The organism is Bradyrhizobium sp. ISRA436, from assembly GCF_029910015.1.
In the GTDB taxonomy this organism is placed as follows: domain Bacteria; phylum Pseudomonadota; class Alphaproteobacteria; order Rhizobiales; family Xanthobacteraceae; genus Bradyrhizobium.
Genome location: NZ_CP094519.1, coordinates 1,010,433 through 1,029,402, shown reverse-complemented (window position 1 = coordinate 1,029,402; position 18,970 = coordinate 1,010,433). Strand labels below are relative to the sequence as shown.

At 63.6% G+C, this 18,970-nt stretch carries 16 protein-coding genes and 1 tRNA gene; 8 read left to right on the top strand and 9 right to left on the bottom strand.

Features of this window, described 5'->3' with window-relative positions:
* Window positions 1-98: 98 nt before the first annotated feature.
* Entirely contained in the window at window positions 99-248 is a 150-nt protein-coding gene (locus MTX23_RS04835; protein WP_280975491.1) for a hypothetical protein, read from the top strand.
* 135 nt (window positions 249-383) lie between these two features.
* Window positions 384-536, top strand: coding sequence for a hypothetical protein (locus MTX23_RS04830; protein WP_280978369.1), 153 nt, complete (start codon window positions 384-386; stop codon window positions 534-536).
* Window positions 537-656: 120 nt separating this feature from the next.
* On the opposite strand, the gene MTX23_RS04825 is transcribed toward MTX23_RS04830, so the two are convergent.
* From MTX23_RS04825 to MTX23_RS04815, 3 genes are all read right to left on the bottom strand, one after another.
* A complete protein-coding gene (locus MTX23_RS04825) occupies window positions 657-1,337 on the bottom strand; it encodes a ParA family protein (protein WP_280975490.1) in 681 nt (226 codons plus the stop codon).
* 174 nt (window positions 1,338-1,511) lie between these two features.
* On the bottom strand, window positions 1,512-1,853 hold the full coding sequence (locus MTX23_RS04820; protein WP_348637545.1) for a hypothetical protein: 342 nt from the start codon (window positions 1,851-1,853) through the stop codon (window positions 1,512-1,514).
* A gap of 151 nt (window positions 1,854-2,004) precedes the next feature.
* The gene (locus MTX23_RS04815; protein ID WP_280975488.1) at window positions 2,005-2,346 is read right to left on the bottom strand and encodes a hypothetical protein; all 342 of its coding nucleotides are present in this window, start codon (window positions 2,344-2,346) and stop codon (window positions 2,005-2,007) included.
* 352 nt (window positions 2,347-2,698) lie between these two features.
* On the opposite strand from MTX23_RS04815, the gene MTX23_RS04810 reads away from it, so the two are divergent.
* Window positions 2,699-3,403: a phosphatase PAP2 family protein gene (locus MTX23_RS04810; protein WP_280975487.1), complete on the top strand. Its 705-nt coding sequence runs from the start codon at window positions 2,699-2,701 to the stop codon at window positions 3,401-3,403.
* Between the two features lie 728 nt (window positions 3,404-4,131).
* Here the strand turns inward: MTX23_RS04810 and MTX23_RS04805 are convergent.
* The 3 genes from MTX23_RS04805 to MTX23_RS04795 all read right to left on the bottom strand — a co-directional run bounded on the left by MTX23_RS04805 (window position 4,132) and on the right by MTX23_RS04795 (window position 5,555).
* A tRNA-His gene (locus MTX23_RS04805) sits at window positions 4,132-4,208 on the bottom strand.
* A gap of 185 nt (window positions 4,209-4,393) precedes the next feature.
* Window positions 4,394-4,828, bottom strand: coding sequence for a phasin (locus tag MTX23_RS04800; RefSeq protein WP_280975486.1), 435 nt, complete (start codon window positions 4,826-4,828; stop codon window positions 4,394-4,396).
* Between the two features lie 343 nt (window positions 4,829-5,171).
* The gene (locus MTX23_RS04795; protein WP_280975485.1) at window positions 5,172-5,555 is read right to left on the bottom strand and encodes a phasin family protein; all 384 of its coding nucleotides are present in this window, start codon (window positions 5,553-5,555) and stop codon (window positions 5,172-5,174) included.
* 332 nt (window positions 5,556-5,887) lie between these two features.
* Between MTX23_RS04795 and MTX23_RS04790 the strand changes: the two genes are divergently transcribed.
* Entirely contained in the window at window positions 5,888-9,631 is a 3,744-nt protein-coding gene (locus tag MTX23_RS04790; RefSeq protein ID WP_280975484.1) for a PAS domain-containing protein, read from the top strand.
* Between the two features lie 109 nt (window positions 9,632-9,740).
* Here MTX23_RS04790 and MTX23_RS04785 read toward each other — a convergent pair.
* From MTX23_RS04785 to MTX23_RS04775, 3 genes are all read right to left on the bottom strand, one after another.
* Window positions 9,741-10,807, bottom strand: a protein-coding gene (locus tag MTX23_RS04785; protein WP_280971795.1) for an IS630 family transposase whose coding sequence is annotated in 2 segments (ribosomal slippage) — window positions 9,741-10,321 and window positions 10,321-10,807 — 1,068 coding nt in all. Because the reading frame shifts where the segments join, the coding sequence is not laid out codon by codon here.
* A 1,121-nt stretch (window positions 10,808-11,928) separates the two neighbouring features.
* Window positions 11,929-12,579, bottom strand: a complete 651-nt coding sequence (locus MTX23_RS04780; protein WP_280975483.1) for a CoA transferase subunit B — start codon at window positions 12,577-12,579, stop codon at window positions 11,929-11,931.
* Window positions 12,579-13,307 (bottom strand): CoA transferase subunit A, encoded by a 729-nt coding sequence (locus tag MTX23_RS04775; RefSeq protein WP_280975481.1) that lies wholly within the window; start codon window positions 13,305-13,307, stop codon window positions 12,579-12,581. The genes MTX23_RS04780 and MTX23_RS04775 overlap by 1 nt, the downstream gene beginning before the upstream one ends.
* A gap of 241 nt (window positions 13,308-13,548) precedes the next feature.
* Here MTX23_RS04775 and MTX23_RS04770 point away from each other — a divergent pair, with 241 nt between their 5' ends.
* From MTX23_RS04770 to MTX23_RS04755, 4 genes are all read left to right on the top strand, one after another.
* Entirely contained in the window at window positions 13,549-15,507 is a 1,959-nt protein-coding gene (locus MTX23_RS04770) for an AsmA family protein (RefSeq protein ID WP_280975480.1), read from the top strand.
* Window positions 15,508-15,669: 162 nt separating this feature from the next.
* Entirely contained in the window at window positions 15,670-17,055 is a 1,386-nt protein-coding gene (locus MTX23_RS04765; RefSeq protein WP_280975479.1) for an ABC transporter substrate-binding protein, read from the top strand.
* A gap of 195 nt (window positions 17,056-17,250) precedes the next feature.
* Entirely contained in the window at window positions 17,251-18,120 is an 870-nt protein-coding gene (locus MTX23_RS04760) for a sugar ABC transporter permease (RefSeq protein ID WP_280975478.1), read from the top strand.
* Complete coding sequence (locus MTX23_RS04755) at window positions 18,117-18,968, top strand: carbohydrate ABC transporter permease (RefSeq protein WP_280975476.1); 852 nt, start codon at window positions 18,117-18,119, stop codon at window positions 18,966-18,968. Before MTX23_RS04760 ends, MTX23_RS04755 begins: the two co-directional genes overlap by 4 nt.
* Window positions 18,969-18,970: the final 2 nt, after the last annotated feature.

Below are 18,970 nucleotides of genomic sequence, written 5' to 3'. Positions count from 1 at the left end.
GTGAATGCGGCGCCGCCAACTTGGACGGCGCGGCGAGCGGGAATCTTAGAGCTTTTAGCGTACTGCTCTCCCCCGGGGACGATATCGGGGGAGACCTCATGAACACCGACATCGATCACGATCGGCGCTATCCGATCAGCAAACGCGCCCAGCGGCGGCATGACGTATTGATCGACTCGTCGTTTTTGATCTGGGCGATGCTGATCGGCTTCGCGCCGGTCATGACCTATCGCCTGGTGATCGCCTGACACGACGCCGTGGGCACCGCCATGGTTAATTGGCGGTAGCACCTGTGGTCAAATCCGAGCGAAATTGCGGCCGGGATATTAAAACCGATCGCGTATCACCGTCACCGCTGCAAACAAGAATTGCACGGGGGCGTCGTGAAGTCGGAAGTGCGTTCGATTGCCGTGAGGTCCAAACTTGCTGCCAGGCCGGGCTTCACGATCGAGGATATTTTGTGGGCCGTCGGCATCTGGTCGGTGATCCTGACCCTGGCGCCGGTCATCATTTTCTACATGCTGATGGTGGCGTAAGGCCACCTGCCTCGTCATTCCGGGCTCATGCTTCGCATGCCCCGGAATGACATTTCAAATATCCACGACCACAAAAAACGCGCGGAGCCCGCGCGTTCCTTCCAGGTCGAAGCGGCGTGATTACGCCGCCTGCTTGTGCATCGCGCCGGACGCCGACGCCGAACCGCGGATCGCCTTGATCGAGCGTTCGATCGCGGCCCACAGCCGATTGATCTCGGCGGCGGCGCGGCCTTCCGCGTAATACTCGCGGGCGCCTTCACCCTGGCCGAGCGCCATCAACAGATCGGCGCGGTTGGTGATCTGGCCGCTCCACACCGGCGCGCGGAATTTCGCCAGCGCTTCACGCGCGATCGCAACGATGCGGCTTTCGGCGCCGTCGCGCTGTGCAGGCGCGCCGTTGATCACGACCGCATAGGGCTTGCGCACCGAGCGGCAGGTCTGGATGGTTTCCTGCACCGCGTTGACGTCGAACACGCCGGGCCGCGCCGGAATGATCACCATGGTGGCGTGCTTGATCGCGTCGCCGACCACAGCCGAGAGATTCGGCGGCGTGTCGATGAACACCCATTCGATGCCGTCACGCTGGGCTTGAGCGATGATGCCGCCGACCGAATTCACCGCCGTCTTGATCGGCGGTTCGTTGGTGCCGCGCAGTTTGTGCCAGAGGGTCAGCGAGCCCTGCGGATCGGCGTCGATCAGCAGACAGGGCTTCGTTGCCTTGTGCACTTGCGCGGCAAGGTGAGCAGCCAGGGTACTTTTCCCCGAGCCCCCCTTACGCGAAGCGAAAACAATGACGTTCATACCTTGGCCTCCACATTGACCCCAGAAGCCAAAAATGAATCAGCACGCTGATTCGTGAAAGAAAAAAAACTTGCAATTCGCAAAGTCGCCTAGATTACCGGTGCGTTTTGGCTTTTGAGTCACACTTTGCACATGACACAACTGGAAATGGAGCGAGCTAACCGCTTGATTGGCTCATCGCGCGCGCTTTGCGGCGCGTTTGTTGCGCTCGCGCTCGATCCATTTGCGTTCGATCCAGCCGAGCAATTGCGCGGTCGGCTTCTGCAGGAATGGAACATCCTGCGCGAACAAAAGGAGTCCGAGCGGCAGCATCCAGAGCCCGAGCACCGGCAGGAAGCTGAAGATGCCGCCGAGGACCAGCAAGATCGCGAGCGGAACCCGCACGTAACGCGACGACGGTTTGCGCAGCCACGCAACGAACCGCGCCGGCCGCGCCGGAAGCCTGGCTTCGAACCAGGCGAAGTGCCGATCGATTTCCCGTCTGTAAAAGTCGTTCACGCATCTCTCCTGATCCATCCCGCGCCTGGCGCGATGGAGTCCTCATCCGCACAGAACACCAAACATGAGAGATGATGCTGCGTGACAACGTCACAAGGCGTCAGTCTGTCGCGCGCGCGGGTCTTGAAATCGTCGTGACGCCATCCTTCTGCCAGACCGGCAACCGCGTCTAGCTCGCGGTGGACTTGGACTTCTTCACCCTGTGCGGATGCGCCGGTTTGCGCTTGGTGACCGGCCGGAGCGCGGGACGCGCAGTCACCCCTCCCGGTTCCGGAGCTGACCGGAAGAACACCTTGCAGGGCGGCGACAACAGCTCCCGGTTCCGGATCATGCAGGCCGTGATGCGATCGACATCGGGAATCTCGGAGTTGCAGAGCCGGAACGCATCGGGCGTGCAGGCCTGCTGCTGCTCGTCGGTATAGGCCTCGCCCCGCGTCGGCAACAACGCGGCCGCGAGTCCCGTCGAGAGCACAAGCGCAAACGAAAAGCTTCTTGAACGGGCGATTGCCATGCGTCCCCCCAAGGCGTCGTTTGCGGGAATTGTGGGAGAACAGCTTGAGAAGTGCAAGCAGGTGAGATGACGCGCTGAAGGCGCAACGAGCTTGGACTTATGAGCTTGGGCTTGCGCTTGGACCAGGAAGGCTTCGCGGTGTCACTGTCGCGTGCGGGCCGCTTCCGTGGGATGGTACAGTCGGATGGGGACTGCCCGCCCCCCGCTTCAGCATTGATAAATATGGCGAATTTTTCACTCGAGACAGCTTCGCACTGAGCCCCATCCAAGGGATGGCGATTGTGCTGAGATCGCCATCTAGTTGCCCAAGTCGGCGCTGCCTACTGTGGGTTTTCTAGACGGCGGGCCGCCCGTGAACCCTGACGAGTATCTCTTACGACTTCTCAACCAGTTTGCACACCGGTCAGCGATATTTGATACGGCGGTAGGCTTCGTGGCAGGCCAGGCCGTATTCAAAGGCGCCCTTGTCACATCGTTGCTGTGGCTGGCTTGGTTTCAGCGTGACCCCGATCAAAAGCGGCGCCGGTCTCTGGTCATCTCAACGCTTGCGGCGACAATCGCATCACTTTTGATCACAAAGATCATCAGGTCTTATCTGCCGTTCCGGCTACGCCCAATCCATGATCCTGCGGTTGGCTTTACATTGCCCTACCACGTCAGCACTGAGACACTGTGGAACTGGAGCTCCTTTCCGAGCGACACCGCTGCATTTGAATTTGCGTTGGCTGTTGGTGTGTTCATGATCTGGCGCCGCTGGGGTTGGCTCGCGATCCTGTACAGTCTTGTTGTGATCTCCCTTCCGCGCGTCTATCTCGGTTATCATTATCCTTCTGACATCGTGGTGGGTGCCCTAATCGGTGCTGCTGTCACGCTCATAATGGGCCGTGAAAAAATCAGGATACCGCTGAGCCAACGGCTTTTGCTTTGGAGCAATGAGTATCCCGGCGCCTTCTATTGCGCCTTCTTCCTTTTCACATATGAGGTCGCGGCAGTCTTTGAGAACACTCGCCAGATTTTAACTGCTGCCTGGAAGCTCTCGCACCATTCTGTCTGGTAGAGGTACACATTCAACGAGTAACACAGGTTGGCCTGAGGCTCCCAAGGCTCGTTACACCCCAAGGCTTGTTACACCCCAAGGCTCGTTACACCAAGATTGATCTACACCAACATCACTCAGAGCTGGCCCTCAGGGATCCTAGGCGCCTCTGTGTCGCTCCCGAACGTCCTGTGTATCGGACCCGCAGGGGCGCAGGCCCTGCTCGGGGAGGCGTCGCCCTCCGCGGGGCCGGGTGCGAGCCGATCCACTCGGAAGGCGCGCGCGAGTTCCGCAATGCGGCCTCCGGCATTGCGTGGAAAACCGCCCGCGGCCCTCTACGCTGCCCAGTCCATGATTGCGTCAATGAAAGTCTGAGCTTGACGGATCGCATCCAGCCTAGTGGCGCAAACGCCGACCGAGACTGTCCGGCCCTTTCCCACGGTCCATTTCCAACCGCTCGGATAGCTCATCTCTATGACCGAAAAGCTGATGCCTCGATGTTCCACGGAGGACCTCCGCTAACATAGGTTGTCACGCACCAATGAGGTTACTGCATTGGATCGGCCCAGCCTAGGTGCCACCCCCGGCTACGGCCCTGCACCCAATGGCGCATCTAGGGGCTTCGAATGCTCGGAAAAATAATGCGAGTGGAAATTCCGATCCGGCCCCGACAGTTTTCGAGGGATAAGGTAGGTGGTAGCTACAGCGGATCGGCGATTTGTCGGATGGCACTAAGTTCTTGATTTCGTTGGTACAGTTGGGTGGGCTCGAACCACCGACCTCCTGTTCCACAGACAGGCGCTCTAACCAACTGAGCTACAACTGCATCCTGGCACGCGGCTCCTCGGGAAGAGGGCGGCGATTTCGGGCGGAAACTAGGTGCAACGCCGGACTTTGGCAAGGCCGTAGCGCAGCGATTTCCGCCGCTATCTGACGCCGTTTCGGCGGCTTTCTCCAGCAAAAAGGCCCGGACCGCGGCCCGGGCCTTCCGCGAACGTTATGCGGGCCAGATCAGGCGGCCGGCTTGTAGTACTTCGAGGCGCTGGCCTTAATCGGCTCGGCGGCCTCGGCGGCGACCTTCTGGCCGAGCTCGGCGAGCTCCTTGGCCTGAGCGGTGTAGGTCTCGAACTGCTTGCGGGTGTGCGAGGTCCACAGCTCCAGCGCCTCCGACGGCGACTTCACGCCGAACAGCTCCTGGGCGAAGTCGAGCGACGAGGTGGTGTTGGCCTTGAAGAACTCGATCAGCTTGGCCGAGTACTCGCTGGCGCCCTTGCTCACCGAGGTGAACACGGCCTCGACCGTGCTGTTGTGGGTCTCGGCAGCGTCCTTGAAGCGGGCGTAGTTGTCGCGGGCCTGCGACACGCCCTTTTCGGCGAACGCGCGCATCTGTTCGGGAACCTCAAACGGAATGATCGAGGCGGAAAACGGGTCGGACGGGTTGGTCATGACGGGGTATCCTTCGCAACGGGTGACTCGATGTGACCCCTTGCACGCCCCGGAGCCTGAAAAACCGGGAACGTTGAAATGGATCACGCTGCCTTGGTTCACGGGAATGCCCTTGCCGGGCATGACTAATAAATACCCATAACATGTCAATTTTGTGCAACGCAACGCAAATTCGCTGCGATGCCGCAACTTTTTAGCCGAATCGGGTGCAGGTTCCGCTACGGCCACCCCAAGGTTGAGGCAGCGCCACACCCTGAGGTCGCGGGGCGGGCCTCAGGGTTGTGCAGCAATCCCCCGGGGGCACAGCAGGTCCCAAGGACACCGATCTGGGAAGTGCGCAGGCTCAGTTCCTCGGCTTCACCGCCTCTACCGCGGCGTGGCTGATGATCTGGCCCATCTCGTTGGCCTGGTCGGCGAGCCCGCGCATCTGGCTCTGCACGTAATCGCCATGCAGCTTCATGATCTCGGTCAGGTCCTTGGCCTTGAGCAGCGACTCCGCGTAGTTTAGCGAGTCCTGCACGTTCTTTTCGGCGTAGGCGAACGCCTTGGCGGAAATGTCCTTGGCGCTGGCGCGCACGGTGGCGTTGCGCTCCTCGATCGTGCCAGCGGTCGCCTGCGCGCTCGAGACGAATTGCTCGAACGCCTTGCGTGCCTGCTCGAAGCTCGCTTCCGCCATCGATCGCATGTCCTTGGGGATCTCGAATTGCTCACGCCCGTTGTCGCTCATGGTCGCGCTCCTGTTGGCTTGGTCTTGGCTCTCGCCGCTGCGCTCGATCGGCCCATGCGAATCTCGATCGCGATGCTGCGTCGCAGATGTGACGCGGTGCCGCTGGTTCCGGCGGGCGGGTCGCGGCGATTTTCGACAACGCAAAACTGCTGGGGATCGTTCAGGCGAGTTAACGTTATCCCGCCTTTGACGTGGCACATCAGGCACAGTCGTGGACCTGCCGCCGCCCGCTTGCGATACTAACGATCCGTTAAGGCTGTCATTCCCTGGCCGCCGGTATTTCGGGCGATCAAGGAAAAGAAGCTAACCCCCATGCGGTCAAATCTTGCGTGATGATTGACGCGGAATTCCAGATCCAAGCGCTCAGCGATCACAGGCTAGCGGATCACGCGGCAAGCGCCCAACCCGCATGGCTGTGGTCGGCCGATGGCGCGCGGATCCTTTGGGCCAATCCCGTCGGCGTAAAGATATTCGCTGCCGCCAGCGGCAGCGATCTGGCGAAGCGCGTCTTCGGCCCGGCCGATCCGCATCGCCGGCAGGTCGCCCGGCTCAGCCGCAGCCTCGCGGCAAACGGGGCGGTCCGGCTGGAGCGGCTGCGCGGCTTCGGGGCGGCGCCCGGAATGCTCGCGACCTGCGGCTGCGCCCGGATCGACCGGCCCGACGGCAGCCATGGCGTGCTGGTCGCCGCGGTCAATGCCGCCGGCCGCGTGATGCCGCTGGCCGAACGGCTGCAGCGCCTGGTGCAGGGGATCGCCGACCGGCCGGCCGCGGCCTTCAGCGGCGATGGCCTGCTGATCGGCGCCAACGAGGCGGCGCGTCCGCTGCTCGGACTTCACGATCTCTCCGAACCCGGCCTCGATGCCGCGCGCAGCGATGCCCTGAAGCAGGGCCGCGCGGCCGTAAGCGTCGGGATCGGCCGCGTCGTGCTGCAGCGGATCGGCCGCGGCGCCGACACCGCGCTGGTCGCGCTGATCAAGCCGGCCCCGCATCTGGCCGCACCGCCGAAGCCTCCACCGCCGGTTGCGCCCGAAGCCGCAGTGCAGGACACGGCCGCAGCGGAAACACCAGCATCGGAGACAGCAGCACCGCCACCGGCCGCGCCCGAAAACTCCCTAGCGATGGAACAGCCGCCGGCGCCTCCCGCCGATGAACACGTCGTTGCGAATGACGGAGCGCCTGCACCGGCCGACGGGCCCGCGGCCATCTTCACCCTGTTCGACGCGCTGGAGGTGCCACAGGAAACGCCCGCGGAAGAACCCGCCGAGCCGATCGTCGACGCGCCGCCATCCGCATTCGTCGAGACAACGGCAACCACCGGAGCAGAAGCGCACGCAGAACCCGCGCCCATCGAGACCCCCGTCACGCATCGCGACGCCGCGGCGGACGAAGCCGCCGTGGTCGAGCCATCGCTGACCGAGGCGCTGATGGCGGTGACGGCCGAAGCGGAAGCCGAGGCGCCGCCGCTCGAGGCCTGGCCCGACGTTGCGAACGACCCAAGCACACCGGTCCCGGAGGCATCGGCACCGCCGGTCGCCCCGGTCCCCTCGCCTGCCATGGCCACGGATGCGCCGGCCCCAATGCCATCAGCCGAGCCGCCGCCCGCGGCGCTCGCGCCCGCCAAGACACCGTCCTGGCTCGACGAGCCCGTGCCCGGCACGCGCCGGCATCCGCTACGCTTCATGTGGCAGATGGATCATGAGGGCCGCTTCTCGCTCGGCTCGGACGAATTCACCCGGCTGATCGGCATCCACACCGCGGCCGGCTTCGGCCGGCTGTGGAGTGAGATCGCCGAGATCTTCGGGATCGATCCCGAAGGCCGCGTCATGAAGGCGTTCGCCACGCACAGCACCTGGAGCGGCATCACGCTGAGCTGGCCAGTCGACGGCGGCGGCCGCCTGCCGGTCGAGTTGTCCGGCCTGCCGGTGTTCGACCGCAACAGGACGTTCGCCGGCTATCGCGGCTTTGGTGTGTGTCGCGACCTCGACGGGCTTGCGCGACTCGCCGCATTGCGCCGCTATGAGTTCTTCAGCGGCCCGACCGCGCCGCAACCACTATCGGCGAGCGCCGCGCAGGCTCGCGCAGAGATGCCGCCCGGGCCGGCGCCTGAAAATCCTCCGCCTGTCGCGGAGCCGCCGCCGGACACCGACACTGCACCACCGACCGAGGACGTGACCGAACCGACAGTATCCGAGACTTCACACCAAGCCGATCTGGAACCCGCCGTGGAAACGACCCAGGATACGCGCCAGGATATGCGTGACGAGACGTCTCCGAATGTGGTGCCGTTCCGCCTCGCCGGTGACACCCGGCCGCCGTCGCTGACGCCGGTCGAGAACAACGCCTTCAACGAACTCGCCCGCCAATTGTCGGCGCGACTGGAGAGCGAAGCGGGCCTGACCGCCACGACCGAACGGCACGAGGACGAGACGATTGCCGAGCAGCCGCCGGCCACCGAGCCACCGCCTGCGAGCGAACCGCCGCGCGACGACCACGCGGAGAGCCCGAAGGCCGAATGGCTGGCGCAGGCCGAGCCGCCGCCGCGTGCCGAATCCAGACGCGACCGGGCGCTGCTCGACCTGTTGCCGGTCGGCATCCTGATCTACCGGCTCGACCGCCTGCTCTATGCCAACGCCGCGTTCCTCGCGCGCATGGGCTACGACAGCCTGCACGCGCTGGAAGCCGCCGGCGGGCTCGATGCGCTCTATGTCGAGCCAGGCGTCTCGCAAGCCAGCAGCACCTCAGGCACCGGCACTCCGGTGACGATCTCGGCAAATCAGAACGCCGGTCACGACGCGCAGTCGGTCTCCGCGGACGCGCGGCTGCACACGATCTCCTGGGACGACGACTCCGCGCTGGCGCTGATCTTCTCGCGCACGCATGACGAGGACGCGGCAATCGCCGCGGCACTGTCGGTGCAGGATGCGGCCCTCGCACCGATCGTCGAGCCTGCGCTGCCGCAGGCCGGCCAGGCCGATGCCGAGGAACTCGGCGCGATCCTCGACACCGCGGCCGAAGGCATCATCATGTTCGATGCCGAGGGCAACATTCATTCCTGCAACCGCAGCGCGGAAGCGCTGTTCGGCTATGAGGGCGAGGACTTCATCAGGCACAATCTCGCCGACCTGTTCGCGCCGGAGAGCCGGCACGAGATCTTCCAGTATCTCGCCAGCCTGAAATCGGCCGGCGTCGCTAGCCTGCTCGATCACGGCCGCGAGACGCTCGGCCAGGTGCGCCAGGGCGGCGTGATTCCGCTGTCGGTGACGATGGGCCGCACCCGCGCCGACGGCCCGAACTTCTTCGCGGTGTTCCGCGACCTCACGCAGGCCAAGAAGAGCGAGAGCGAATTGCGCGAAGCACGGCGGCTTACCGAGCGCGCGGCGAACGGCAAATCCGACATGCTGGCGCGGATCAGCCACGAGCTGCGTACGCCGCTCAACGCCATCATCGGCTTTGCCGAGGTGATGATCGGCGAGCGTTTCGGCGCGCTCGGCAACGAGCGCTATGTCGAATACATGAAGGACATCCGCGCCTCCGGCGAGCGGGTGATCGCGATCGTCAACGACCTGCTCGATCTTTCGCGGATCGAGACCGGCAAGCTCGATCTCGCCTTCTCCGACCAGAACCTCAACGAGATGGTGGAGAGCTGCGTCGCGGTGATGCAGCCGCAAGCCAACCGCGAGCGCATCATCATCCGCACCTCGCTGGCGCACACGCTGCCGCCCGTGGTCGCCGATGCCCGCGCACTGCGCCAGATCACGCTGAACCTGATCGGCAGCTCGATCCATCTCGCCAATGCCGGCGGCCAGGTGATCGTCTCGACCACGCTGTCCGATTTCGGCGAGGTGATGCTGCGGGTGCGCGACACCGGGCAGAGCCTCAACGACAACGAGGTCGCCGCCGCGCTGGAGCCGTTCCGCGCGCCGACGCCGTCCGATCACACCGGCTCCGGCGGCGTCAGCCTGTCGCTGACCAAGGCGCTGGTCGAAGCCAACCGCGCCAAATTCCAGATCCGGACCGGCGGCCGCTCCGGCACGCTGATCGAAGTGGTGTTTTCGCACGCAACCGCGCGGGCGTGATCATTGCACGCATGATGCCTCGCGCGTGAGGCAGGCACCGGCGGAAGGGCTCCCTCCCCCCTTGCGGGGGAGGGAGCCTGACCAGGGTGCTCACCTTATACCAATGGCCCTAAGGATTGACTGTTGCCCAAGTGCGGCTTGTGATTGAGGCGATGCGACCTGGATCATTTGCGAAGAAGTTCCAGGCTTCGCAGGTCTTGGCGACGATATCGTCGTAGTCGTCGAAGACGGTGATGGCGAGCTTGTTGGCGCGCAGGTACTGCCAGACGTTTTCAATCGGATTGAGCTCGGGCGCATAAGGCGGCAGCTGTAACAGAGTGATATTTTCCGGAGCTCGGACGGTGCCGGCACTGTGATAGCCGGCGCCGTCGAAGACGAGAACGGCATGTGCGTCGGGTGCAACTTTGCGGCTGATTGCCTCCAAATGCAGTGACGTCGCCTCTGCATTTGCCGTCGGCATGACAAGACCCGCGGCGACGCCCCGTTGAGGACAGGCGGCACCGAAGAGATAAGCCCAATCGTAACGTCGATCGCGCGGCGCGCGAGGCCGTGAGCCACGCTTGGCCCACACGCGTGTCAGCGTGCCCTGCTGGCCGATCCGCGCCTCGTCCTGGAACCAGATTTCGATCGGCTTGCCTTGGGCGTGAGCGGGGAGCGTTGTCGTGAGGGTCGTAGCAAAGTTTTTTTGAACGCTTCCTGAGCCGCTTCATCGGCTTGCGGATGGCGCGGCCGCACCGAGAGCCGGCGGTACCCGAGCTTGGCCAGAACCTTGCCGACCGAACGTTCGTGCAGTTTGACGCCAAACCGCCGCTCAAGCTCGTCGCGCAAATCCACCCGCCGCCAACGTACGACCCCATGCTGCTCAGGATCGGGACCGGCCTCGACCAACGCGGCCAATTCGGCCTGCTGCTCTGTCGTCAGCCGCGACCGCGGTCCCGTCGGTTTGCGCGACCGCAGTCCCGCCAAGCCTTCGGCGTTATAACGATGCACCCAGTCCCGCAGGGTCTGACGATCCATCCCGCAACTTTCGGCTGCCTTCTTGCGGTCCGCGCCCTCCAGCACAAGCGCAAGCGCCAATATCCGCCGCGCTACCGTACTATTCTTCTCTCTGCGCGCCGCCTTCCGAAGCTCGCCCGCGGTCAAATCAAGCCGCGTAATCGCTACCGCTGCCCCCATCGATATTGCTCCTGTCTACGCAGCAACATCGATTCAGAAACTCACTGATTTGGAAATCCCAAATGTGAGTCAAATCCGGGGGCCGTTGGTATTACGTGGTTGGCGAGCGGCAATGTGTCGCCACTGCCCCGAACAATCAGATCTTTTCTACGATCGCCGCCTTCATCCGCGCGATCTCGACCTCGTCGCAATGATCAGCGGCGGCACCACCATCGCGGCGGATCTTGGCCGCTGACCCTTCGTCATTCCGGGCTCGCGCCGAGCGGCGTGCCCCGGAAAGACGCGGGATAGAGACCCGCGCCCCTTGGCACTGATTTGCCCGACGGCGCAAGCCCTCGCGGCAGAAATATTTCTGTTTTCCAGAAACGCAACTGAGTGTATGAATCGCCCCGTCTCACCCGACACGAGGGGCGGATCGCGATCGTCACGAACGCGGCGTGAGATGCGGTGGACGCTAGTTGCGCAACTGACGAATGCGCATGAAGCGGACGGCGAAGTCGTGTGGTCTCGACGCCCCAGTGGCAGGTGTCTCCTCGCAAGACGCGGAACGCGTCTTGCTGACGACGGTGACAAAAAAGCCAAGTCTCGCCGGGGAGAGCACGAAGTAAGCCGTAAACCATCGCGCAGGGAAAGCCGGAGTGTTTTCCGGTTTCACCTGTGGTCCTACCCCCGGTGCTTTTTTGTTGCACCGGGCCCATGGGTGCGATCGGCACCCGGCTTTCCCTGCGCCCTCTGATTGATAAGAGGGCGGGAAATAAAGCAAAGCTCGGGCAAAACGCGCCGCGAGGATGCGAGCGCATGACTCACAAGCAATGCAACACGCTCGGTGTCGTCCCGGTGAAAGCCGGGACCCATTACCCCAAATGCTCATTGTTGCGCGACGCTGGGCCAAGATCCCTTCGCCAGGACGACGAACGAGGAGCCCCGCTCACAACGCAGGCCACGGCGTATGGGTCCCTGCTTTCGCAGGGACGACAGTGGTGTATGCGGCGAGATCGAGCGCGATGCCACACCAGCCGCGCGGCAGCGGGCCGCGCTGCGGGGCCAGAGCGATACGAGCGATGAAGGCTGCGTCGCCGGATCGAGCGGGACGGATCGTCGACCGTCCCGCTCCGATCATCTCAGGTGTTCTTCAGCGCGACGCGGAAGTCGGCCTCGGTCTTGGCCTTGACCTCCTCGAGCGTGACGCCATCGGCGAGCTCGATCAACGCCATGCCGTCCTTGCCGTGCTTGTCAATGGTGAACACGGCGAGATCGGTCACGACCATGTCGACCACGCGCTCGCCGGTCAGCGGCAGGCTGCACTGTTTGAGCAGCTTCGGGCCGTCCTTGGCGGAGTGCTCCATCACGACAACGACGCGCTTGACGCCGGCGACGAGATCCATGGCGCCGCCCATGCCCTTCACCATCTTGCCGGGGATCATCCAGTTGGCGAGGTCGCCGTTCTGCGCGACCTGCATGGCGCCGAGAATCGAGAGATCGATATGACCGCCACGCACCATCCCGAACGAATCCGCCGAGGAGAAATAGCTGGTCGAGGGCAGTTCGCTGACCGTCTGCTTGCCGGCGTTGATGAGATCGGGATCGACCTCGTCCTCATAGGGGAACGGGCCCATGCCGAGCATGCCGTTCTCGCTCTGCAGGCTGACGTCCATCCCCTCCGGGATGAAGTTGGAAACCAGCGTCGGGATGCCGATGCCGAGATTGACGTAATAGCCGTCGCGCAGCTCCTTGGCCGCGCGCGCCGCCATCTGTTCGCGGGTCCAGGCCATCAGACTTCTTCTCCGGTTGCAGCCGCCGTGGGGCGCGGCCTTGTGTTGCGGAACTCGATGCGCTTCTTGGCGGTGCCGACCTCGACGATGCGCTTCACGAAAATGCCGGGGGTATGGATATGATCGGGATTGAGCTGGCCCGCCGGCACCAAGTGCTCGACCTCGGCGACGGTGACCTTCGCTGCGGTCGCCATCATCGGGTTAAAGTTGCGCGCGGTCTTGCGATAGATCAGGTTGCCGGCGGTATCGCCCATCCAGGCGTGGACGATAGCGAGGTCGGCAAACAGGCCGCGCTCCATCAGGTACTTCTCGCCGTCGAATTCCTTCACCTCCTTGCCTTCGGCGATCAGCGTGCCGACGCCAGTCTTGGTGTAGAAGGCCGGAATTCCGGCGCCGCCGGCGCGGATGCGCTCGGCGAGCGTGCCCTGCGGGTTGAACTCGAGCTCGAGCTCGCCGGCAAGATATTGCTGGGCGAACAGCTTGTTCTCGCCGACATAGGACGAGATCATCTTCTTGATCTGGCGCGTTTCCAGCAGCCGGCTCAAGCCGATACCGTCGACGCCAGCATTGTTGGAGACGACCGTCAGGCCCTTCACGCCGGAGTCACGAATCGCATCCGACAGGGTCTCGGCGATGCCGCAAAGGCCGAAGCCGCCCGACATGATCATCATGCCGTCCTTGAGAAGACCATCGAGGGCCGATTTCGCGTCGGGATAGACCTTGTTCATGCAATGAATACCTGATGGAGGGCTAACGGCTGTGACAAACCGGATTATTAGGCGAAATCTTCGCAATGCGTCAATCGCGGCCCATTGCGACTATGGGAGGCGGCCTGCGACATCCGGATGGCCTTGAAAGCGACAAGAAAACCCTTCAGGTTGCGTGGGTTGGCACGGGCATGCTGGCACAGCCCGCAATGTTCCGACGACGACCTGACAACCTCCAACCCGACCGGACATGTCATTGACGATGGCCCAAGGAATAAAGCGCCTGGGGATGCCGATTGCGGCGTTGCTTGGCCTGGCGCTGATCGCCCTGGCCGGAACATCGTGGTTCCTCAACCGGGACGCGTTGCAACGCGCGGTGGAGGCGCAGATCCGCGCCGTCACCGGGCTCGAACTGGTCGTCAACGGCAATATTGATGTCTCGATATTTCCCGGCAGCTATGTCTCCTTCCACAATGTCGGGCTGAAGGGCGCCACCACCATCGACCCCGCCTTGCAGGTCGACGTGCTGACCGCGAATCTGCGCCTGCTCCCCCTGCTGCTGCAGCGGTTCGAGATTGCCGACGTCATGATGCTCCGTCCGCATATCCACGTGGTGCGCGACGCCGCGACAGGCGAGAGCAACTGGACCCCGTTCGTCGAGACCATCGCGAAGGCGATGACGCCGGGCTCGGAGAACCAGGTGTCGTTTTCCGAGATCCGCATCCAGGACGGCGAGCTGAACTACGAGGACGCGACCAATCATGTGTCGGAGCAACTCGGTGATATCGATTTGTCGCTGGCCTGGCCCTCGATCTCGCGCTCCTTTGCCGCAACCGGCCAGTTCGACTGGCGCGGCCAGCGCGTCGACGGTTCGATCAGCGCCAGCGATTTCGCCGCGCTGCTGTCGGGTGACCGCTCCGGCCTCAAGGCGCGGCTTGCCAGCGCGCCGCTGAAGGTTGCATTCGACGGAACAGTCGGCAACCGCACCAGCCTGATGATGGAAGGCATCACCACCATGGACAGTCCGTCGCTGCGCAATGCGCTGCGCTGGATGGGTCAGGCGCCGCCCGGCGGCGGAGGTGGCTTCGGCCGCTTCGCGCTGAAGGCGCGCACCAATGTGGTCGGCGGCTCGGTCGCCCTCACCAATGTCAATGTCGAGCTCGACGGCAATGTCGCCGAAGGCGTGATGACCTACTCCAACAACGGCCGGCAGACGCTGCAGGCGACGCTGGCGGCCGGCAACCTCGACTTCACGCCCTACATCTCGACCTTCCGTCTGCTCGCCCGCGGCCAGCGCGACTGGAACAGGCAGCTGTTCGATCTGTCGTCGCTGTCCAGCGTCGATCTCGACATGCGCCTGTCGGCGGCGAAGGTGACGGTTGGGCCGTCCAAGCTCGGCCGCACCGCGTTCGGTGCGAATTTGCGCGGCGGCGCGCTCGCGCTCAGCGTCGGCGAAGCACAGATGTATGGCGGTATCGCCAAGGGCTCGTTCGCGATCGCGCGCTCGGATGCGGTCGCCGATGTCAGGGCGCAATTCCAGTTCAACGATGTCGACCTGCAGGCCTGTGCCAGCGAACTGTTTGGCATCACCAAACTGTCCGGCCGCGGCAACCTCAACGTCTCGCTGACGGCGGCCGGCTCGAGCCCGTTCGGCCTGGCGCAATCGCTCGACGGGACCGCGACGCTGACCGGGCACGACGGCGCGATCGCGGGCTTCAATGTCGAGCAGCTCTTGAAGCGGCTGGAGCGACGGCCGCTGTCGGGCGGCGGCCATTTCCGCTCCGGCACGACCCCCTACGACAATCTCAACATCTCGGTGAAGTTCGCCGACGGCGTCGCGACCGCCGAGGACATTCGCGTCGAGAGCCCGGCGGCGCGGATCACGCTGACCGGCACGGCCTCGGTGCCCGCGCGCGAATACGATCTGAAGGGCGTCGCCAGCCTGACGGCGGCATCCGGCGGCGGCACTGGTTTCGACCTGCCCTTCGTGGTGCAGGGACCGTGGGACGATCCGCTGATTTTCCCCGATCCGGAAAGCCTGATCCGCCGCTCGCCCGCGTCCGCGCCGCTGCTCGATGCGGTGAAGGACCGCAAGACCCGCGACGCGGTGCGCTCGGTGATCGAACGCTTTACCGGCGGCGGAAAATCCAGCACACCCGAAGCCGCGGCGCCGGCCCCGGCCAGCGCACCGACCTCGGCCGAGAATGCAAAGTCGAACTGATCGAGCTGCTCGCTTTCCGCGTGGATGCGACCATGCGACGTCATCCGTGCGCCGTGCGCCCCCTACACAAGTTGGCGGCGTCGCCATCTTTATCAGGTCACAGGCATGCGCTAGTGTTTTCCCCAACCGGTTAAAACCGGTGTGAAAAGGGAGAATAATAACGTGAGGTCCAAGCTTATTGGTGCGCTTTCGCTCGCGGTCGCTGCGGTCGGCCTGTTCGCCGCCACGGCCCCTGCTTTTGCCCAGGGCAAGACGATCACCGTCTGGTGGGGCAAGGGCTTCTACAAGTCCGAAGACGACGCACTGCTCGAGACGATCAAGAAATTCGAGGCCAAGACCGGCATCAAGGTCGAATTGTCGCAATACGCGATCCAGGACATGATTCCGAAGACGGTCGCCGCGCTCGATTCCGGCACCGTGCCCGATGTCGCCTATTCCGACTCTTACGACGTGCAGGCGCAGGGCAAGTGGGCCTATGAGGGCAAGCTCGAGGATCTCTCCGACATCCTGTTGCCGATGAAGGATGCGTTCGCGCCGAACACGCTGGAGACGGCGCTGCTCTACAACGACGCCGCCAAGAAGAAGGCCTATTACGGCTTCCCGCTGAAGCAGCAGAGCATGCACGTCCAAATCTGGGGTGACATGTTGGAGAAAGCCGGCTTCAAGCAGGCCGACATTCCGACCAAGTGGGAGGACTACTGGTCGTTCTGGTGCAACAAGGTGCAGCCCGCGATCCGCAAGGCGACCGGGCAGCGCATCTACGGCGTCGGCCAGCCGATGGGCGTGGAATCGACCGACTCCTTCCAGTCGTTCTACACCTTCATGGACGCCTACCACGTCAAGCTGGTCGACGACGACGGCAAGCTGCTGGTCGACGATCCCAAGGTGCGCGACGGACTGATCCACGCGCTGAAGGATTACACCGACACCTACATCAAAGGCTGCACGCCGCCCTCCTCCACCACCTGGAAGGACCCGGACAACAACGTCGCCTTCCACAACAAGACGATCGTGATGACCCACAACTTCACGATCTCGATCGCTGCGAAGTGGTACGAGGATTCCACCAATCCGGCGCTGACGCCCGAGCAGCGCGCCGCCGGCAAGAAGGCCTATGAGCAGGACATCATCACCGCGTCCTTCCCGAAGGCGCCGGACGGCTCGACGATCAAGTACCGCTCCGACGTCAAGACCGGCCTGATCTTCGCCAACGCCAAGAACAAGGCCGAGGGCAAGGAGTTCATCAAGTTCCTGCTGCAGGAAGAGAACGTCCGTCCCTATATCGAGGGCGCGCTTGGCCGCTGGTTCCCGGTGACCAAGGCAAGCCAGGCGAGCCCGTTCTGGCAGGCCGACCGGCACCGCAAGGCGGTCTACAACCAGTTCACGGGCGGCACCGCGCCGTTCGATTTCACCAAGAACTGGAAGTTCACCATCCTCAACAATGAGAACGTCTGGGCCAAGGCGATGAACCGCGTGGTGAGCGAGAAGGTGCCGGTGGACAAGGCCGTCGACGAACTGATCGCCCGCATCAAGCAGGTCGCGGGTTGATAATGACTCTCCCTCTCCCCGTTCTTCACGGGGAGAGGGTCGGGGTGAGGGGCTCCATCTACGGGTGCAGCTCGCGGAGAGTCCTGTCCCCCTCATCCGAAGCCTTCGGCTTCGACTTCTCCCCGCAAGCGGGGCAAGGTAAAGGACATCGCAGATCGCGGTGCGCGGTCGGTGGCTTGCTCAAAGAGTAGACGAATGGCGATTACACTCTCTGCATCCGATGCCCCCTCGCCGCCCCTGTCGGCACGGCTGTCGCCGCCGCAGGTCTGGGGCATCGTGCTGCTCACGCCCTATTTGCTCGTGTTCCTCGCCTTCGTGCTCTATCCGGTGTGCTACGGCCTGTGGCTGGCGCGTCATCCGGCGAGCTATGTCGCGCTCTATAACGATCCGATCTTCGCGCGCGCCGCGGTCAACACGTTGATCTTCCTGGTCATCGGCATCAACATCAAGATGCTGATCGCGCTGTTCCTCTCCGGCTTCTTTGCCCAGCAGCGTCCCTGGATCAGATGGTTGTCGGTCATCTTCATCCTGCCTTGGGCGGTGCCGTCGATCCCGACCATCCTATCGGTCCGCTTCATGCTCAATCCCGAATGGGGCATGGTCAACCAGCTCATCTTCAAATTCACCGGCGACGACGGCCCGAACTGGCTGAACGATCCGACGGTCGCGCTCGCGATGGCGATCGGCGTGCATATCTGGAAATCGCTGCCGTTCTGGACCCTGATCCTGCTGACCGGACGGCTCGCGATCTCGCACGACCTGTACGAGGCGTCCGACGTCGACGGTGCCAGCTGGTGGCAGAAATTCCGTTACATCACCTGGCCGTCGATGCAGACGCTGTATATCACCTGCACGCTGCTCTCGATGATCTGGACGCTCGGCGACTTCAACAGCGTCTACCTGCTCACCGGCGGCGGGCCCGCCGATCTCACCCACGTGCTGTCGACGCTCGGCATCCGCTATCTCAGGCTCGATCAGCTCTCGCTCGCGATGGCCTCGATCGTGTGCGCGATGCCGTTCGTGCTGCCGCTGGTCTATTTCATGATGAAACGGTTGTCGCGATGAAGCTGCCCACCCTCCGCGAAGTCGGCACCGAAGCCAAGTTGCTCCTGATCGGAATCCCGGTCTTCATCTGGACCATGGTACCGATCTACCACATGTTCGTGTTCGCGATCTCGCCGAAGGAGGATGCGTTCTCCGGCAAGCTGTGGCCGGACCATCCGACGCTGCATAATTTCTCGATCGTGTTCCATCAGCAACACTATTTCCTGCGCGACTTCTGGATCCAGTTCTGGAATTCGACCGTGATCGCGCTCGCCGCCGGCGCGCTGACGCTGCTCGTCGCGACCGCCGCCGCGTTCTCGATCTCGCGGCTGCGCGTGCCGGGCGGCCGCGCCGTGATGAACCTCGCGTTGTTCACCTATTTCATTCCGGCCGCGTTCCTTGCCGTGCCGATGTACCGCACCATGGGCAATTACGGTCTGCTCAATAATCACTGGTCGCTGATCCTGGCGATGGTGACGATCGCCTCGCCTTACGCCATCTGGGTCTTGAAGCAGGCCTCCGACAAGCTGCCGGTCGAGCTGGATGAAGCCGCGACCATGGACGGCGCCACCACGCTGCAGCTGTTCCGCCTGGTTTACGTGCCGCTGATGATGCCCTCGCTGGTCGCGATCGGCACCTACGCGATCCTGCTCGCCTGGAACGAATATCTCTACGCGTTCCTGCTGCTGTCGAACGACACCGACATCACGCTGCCGGTCGCGCTCGGCAACTTCCTCGCCGCGGACGATTCGCCGTGGGAGCTGTTGATGACCACCGGCTTCATCTACGCGCTGCCGCCGGCAGCGATCTACTATGCCTTCAAGCGCTATATGGTGGGCGGGCTGACCGCCGGCGCGGTCAAGTCGTGAGC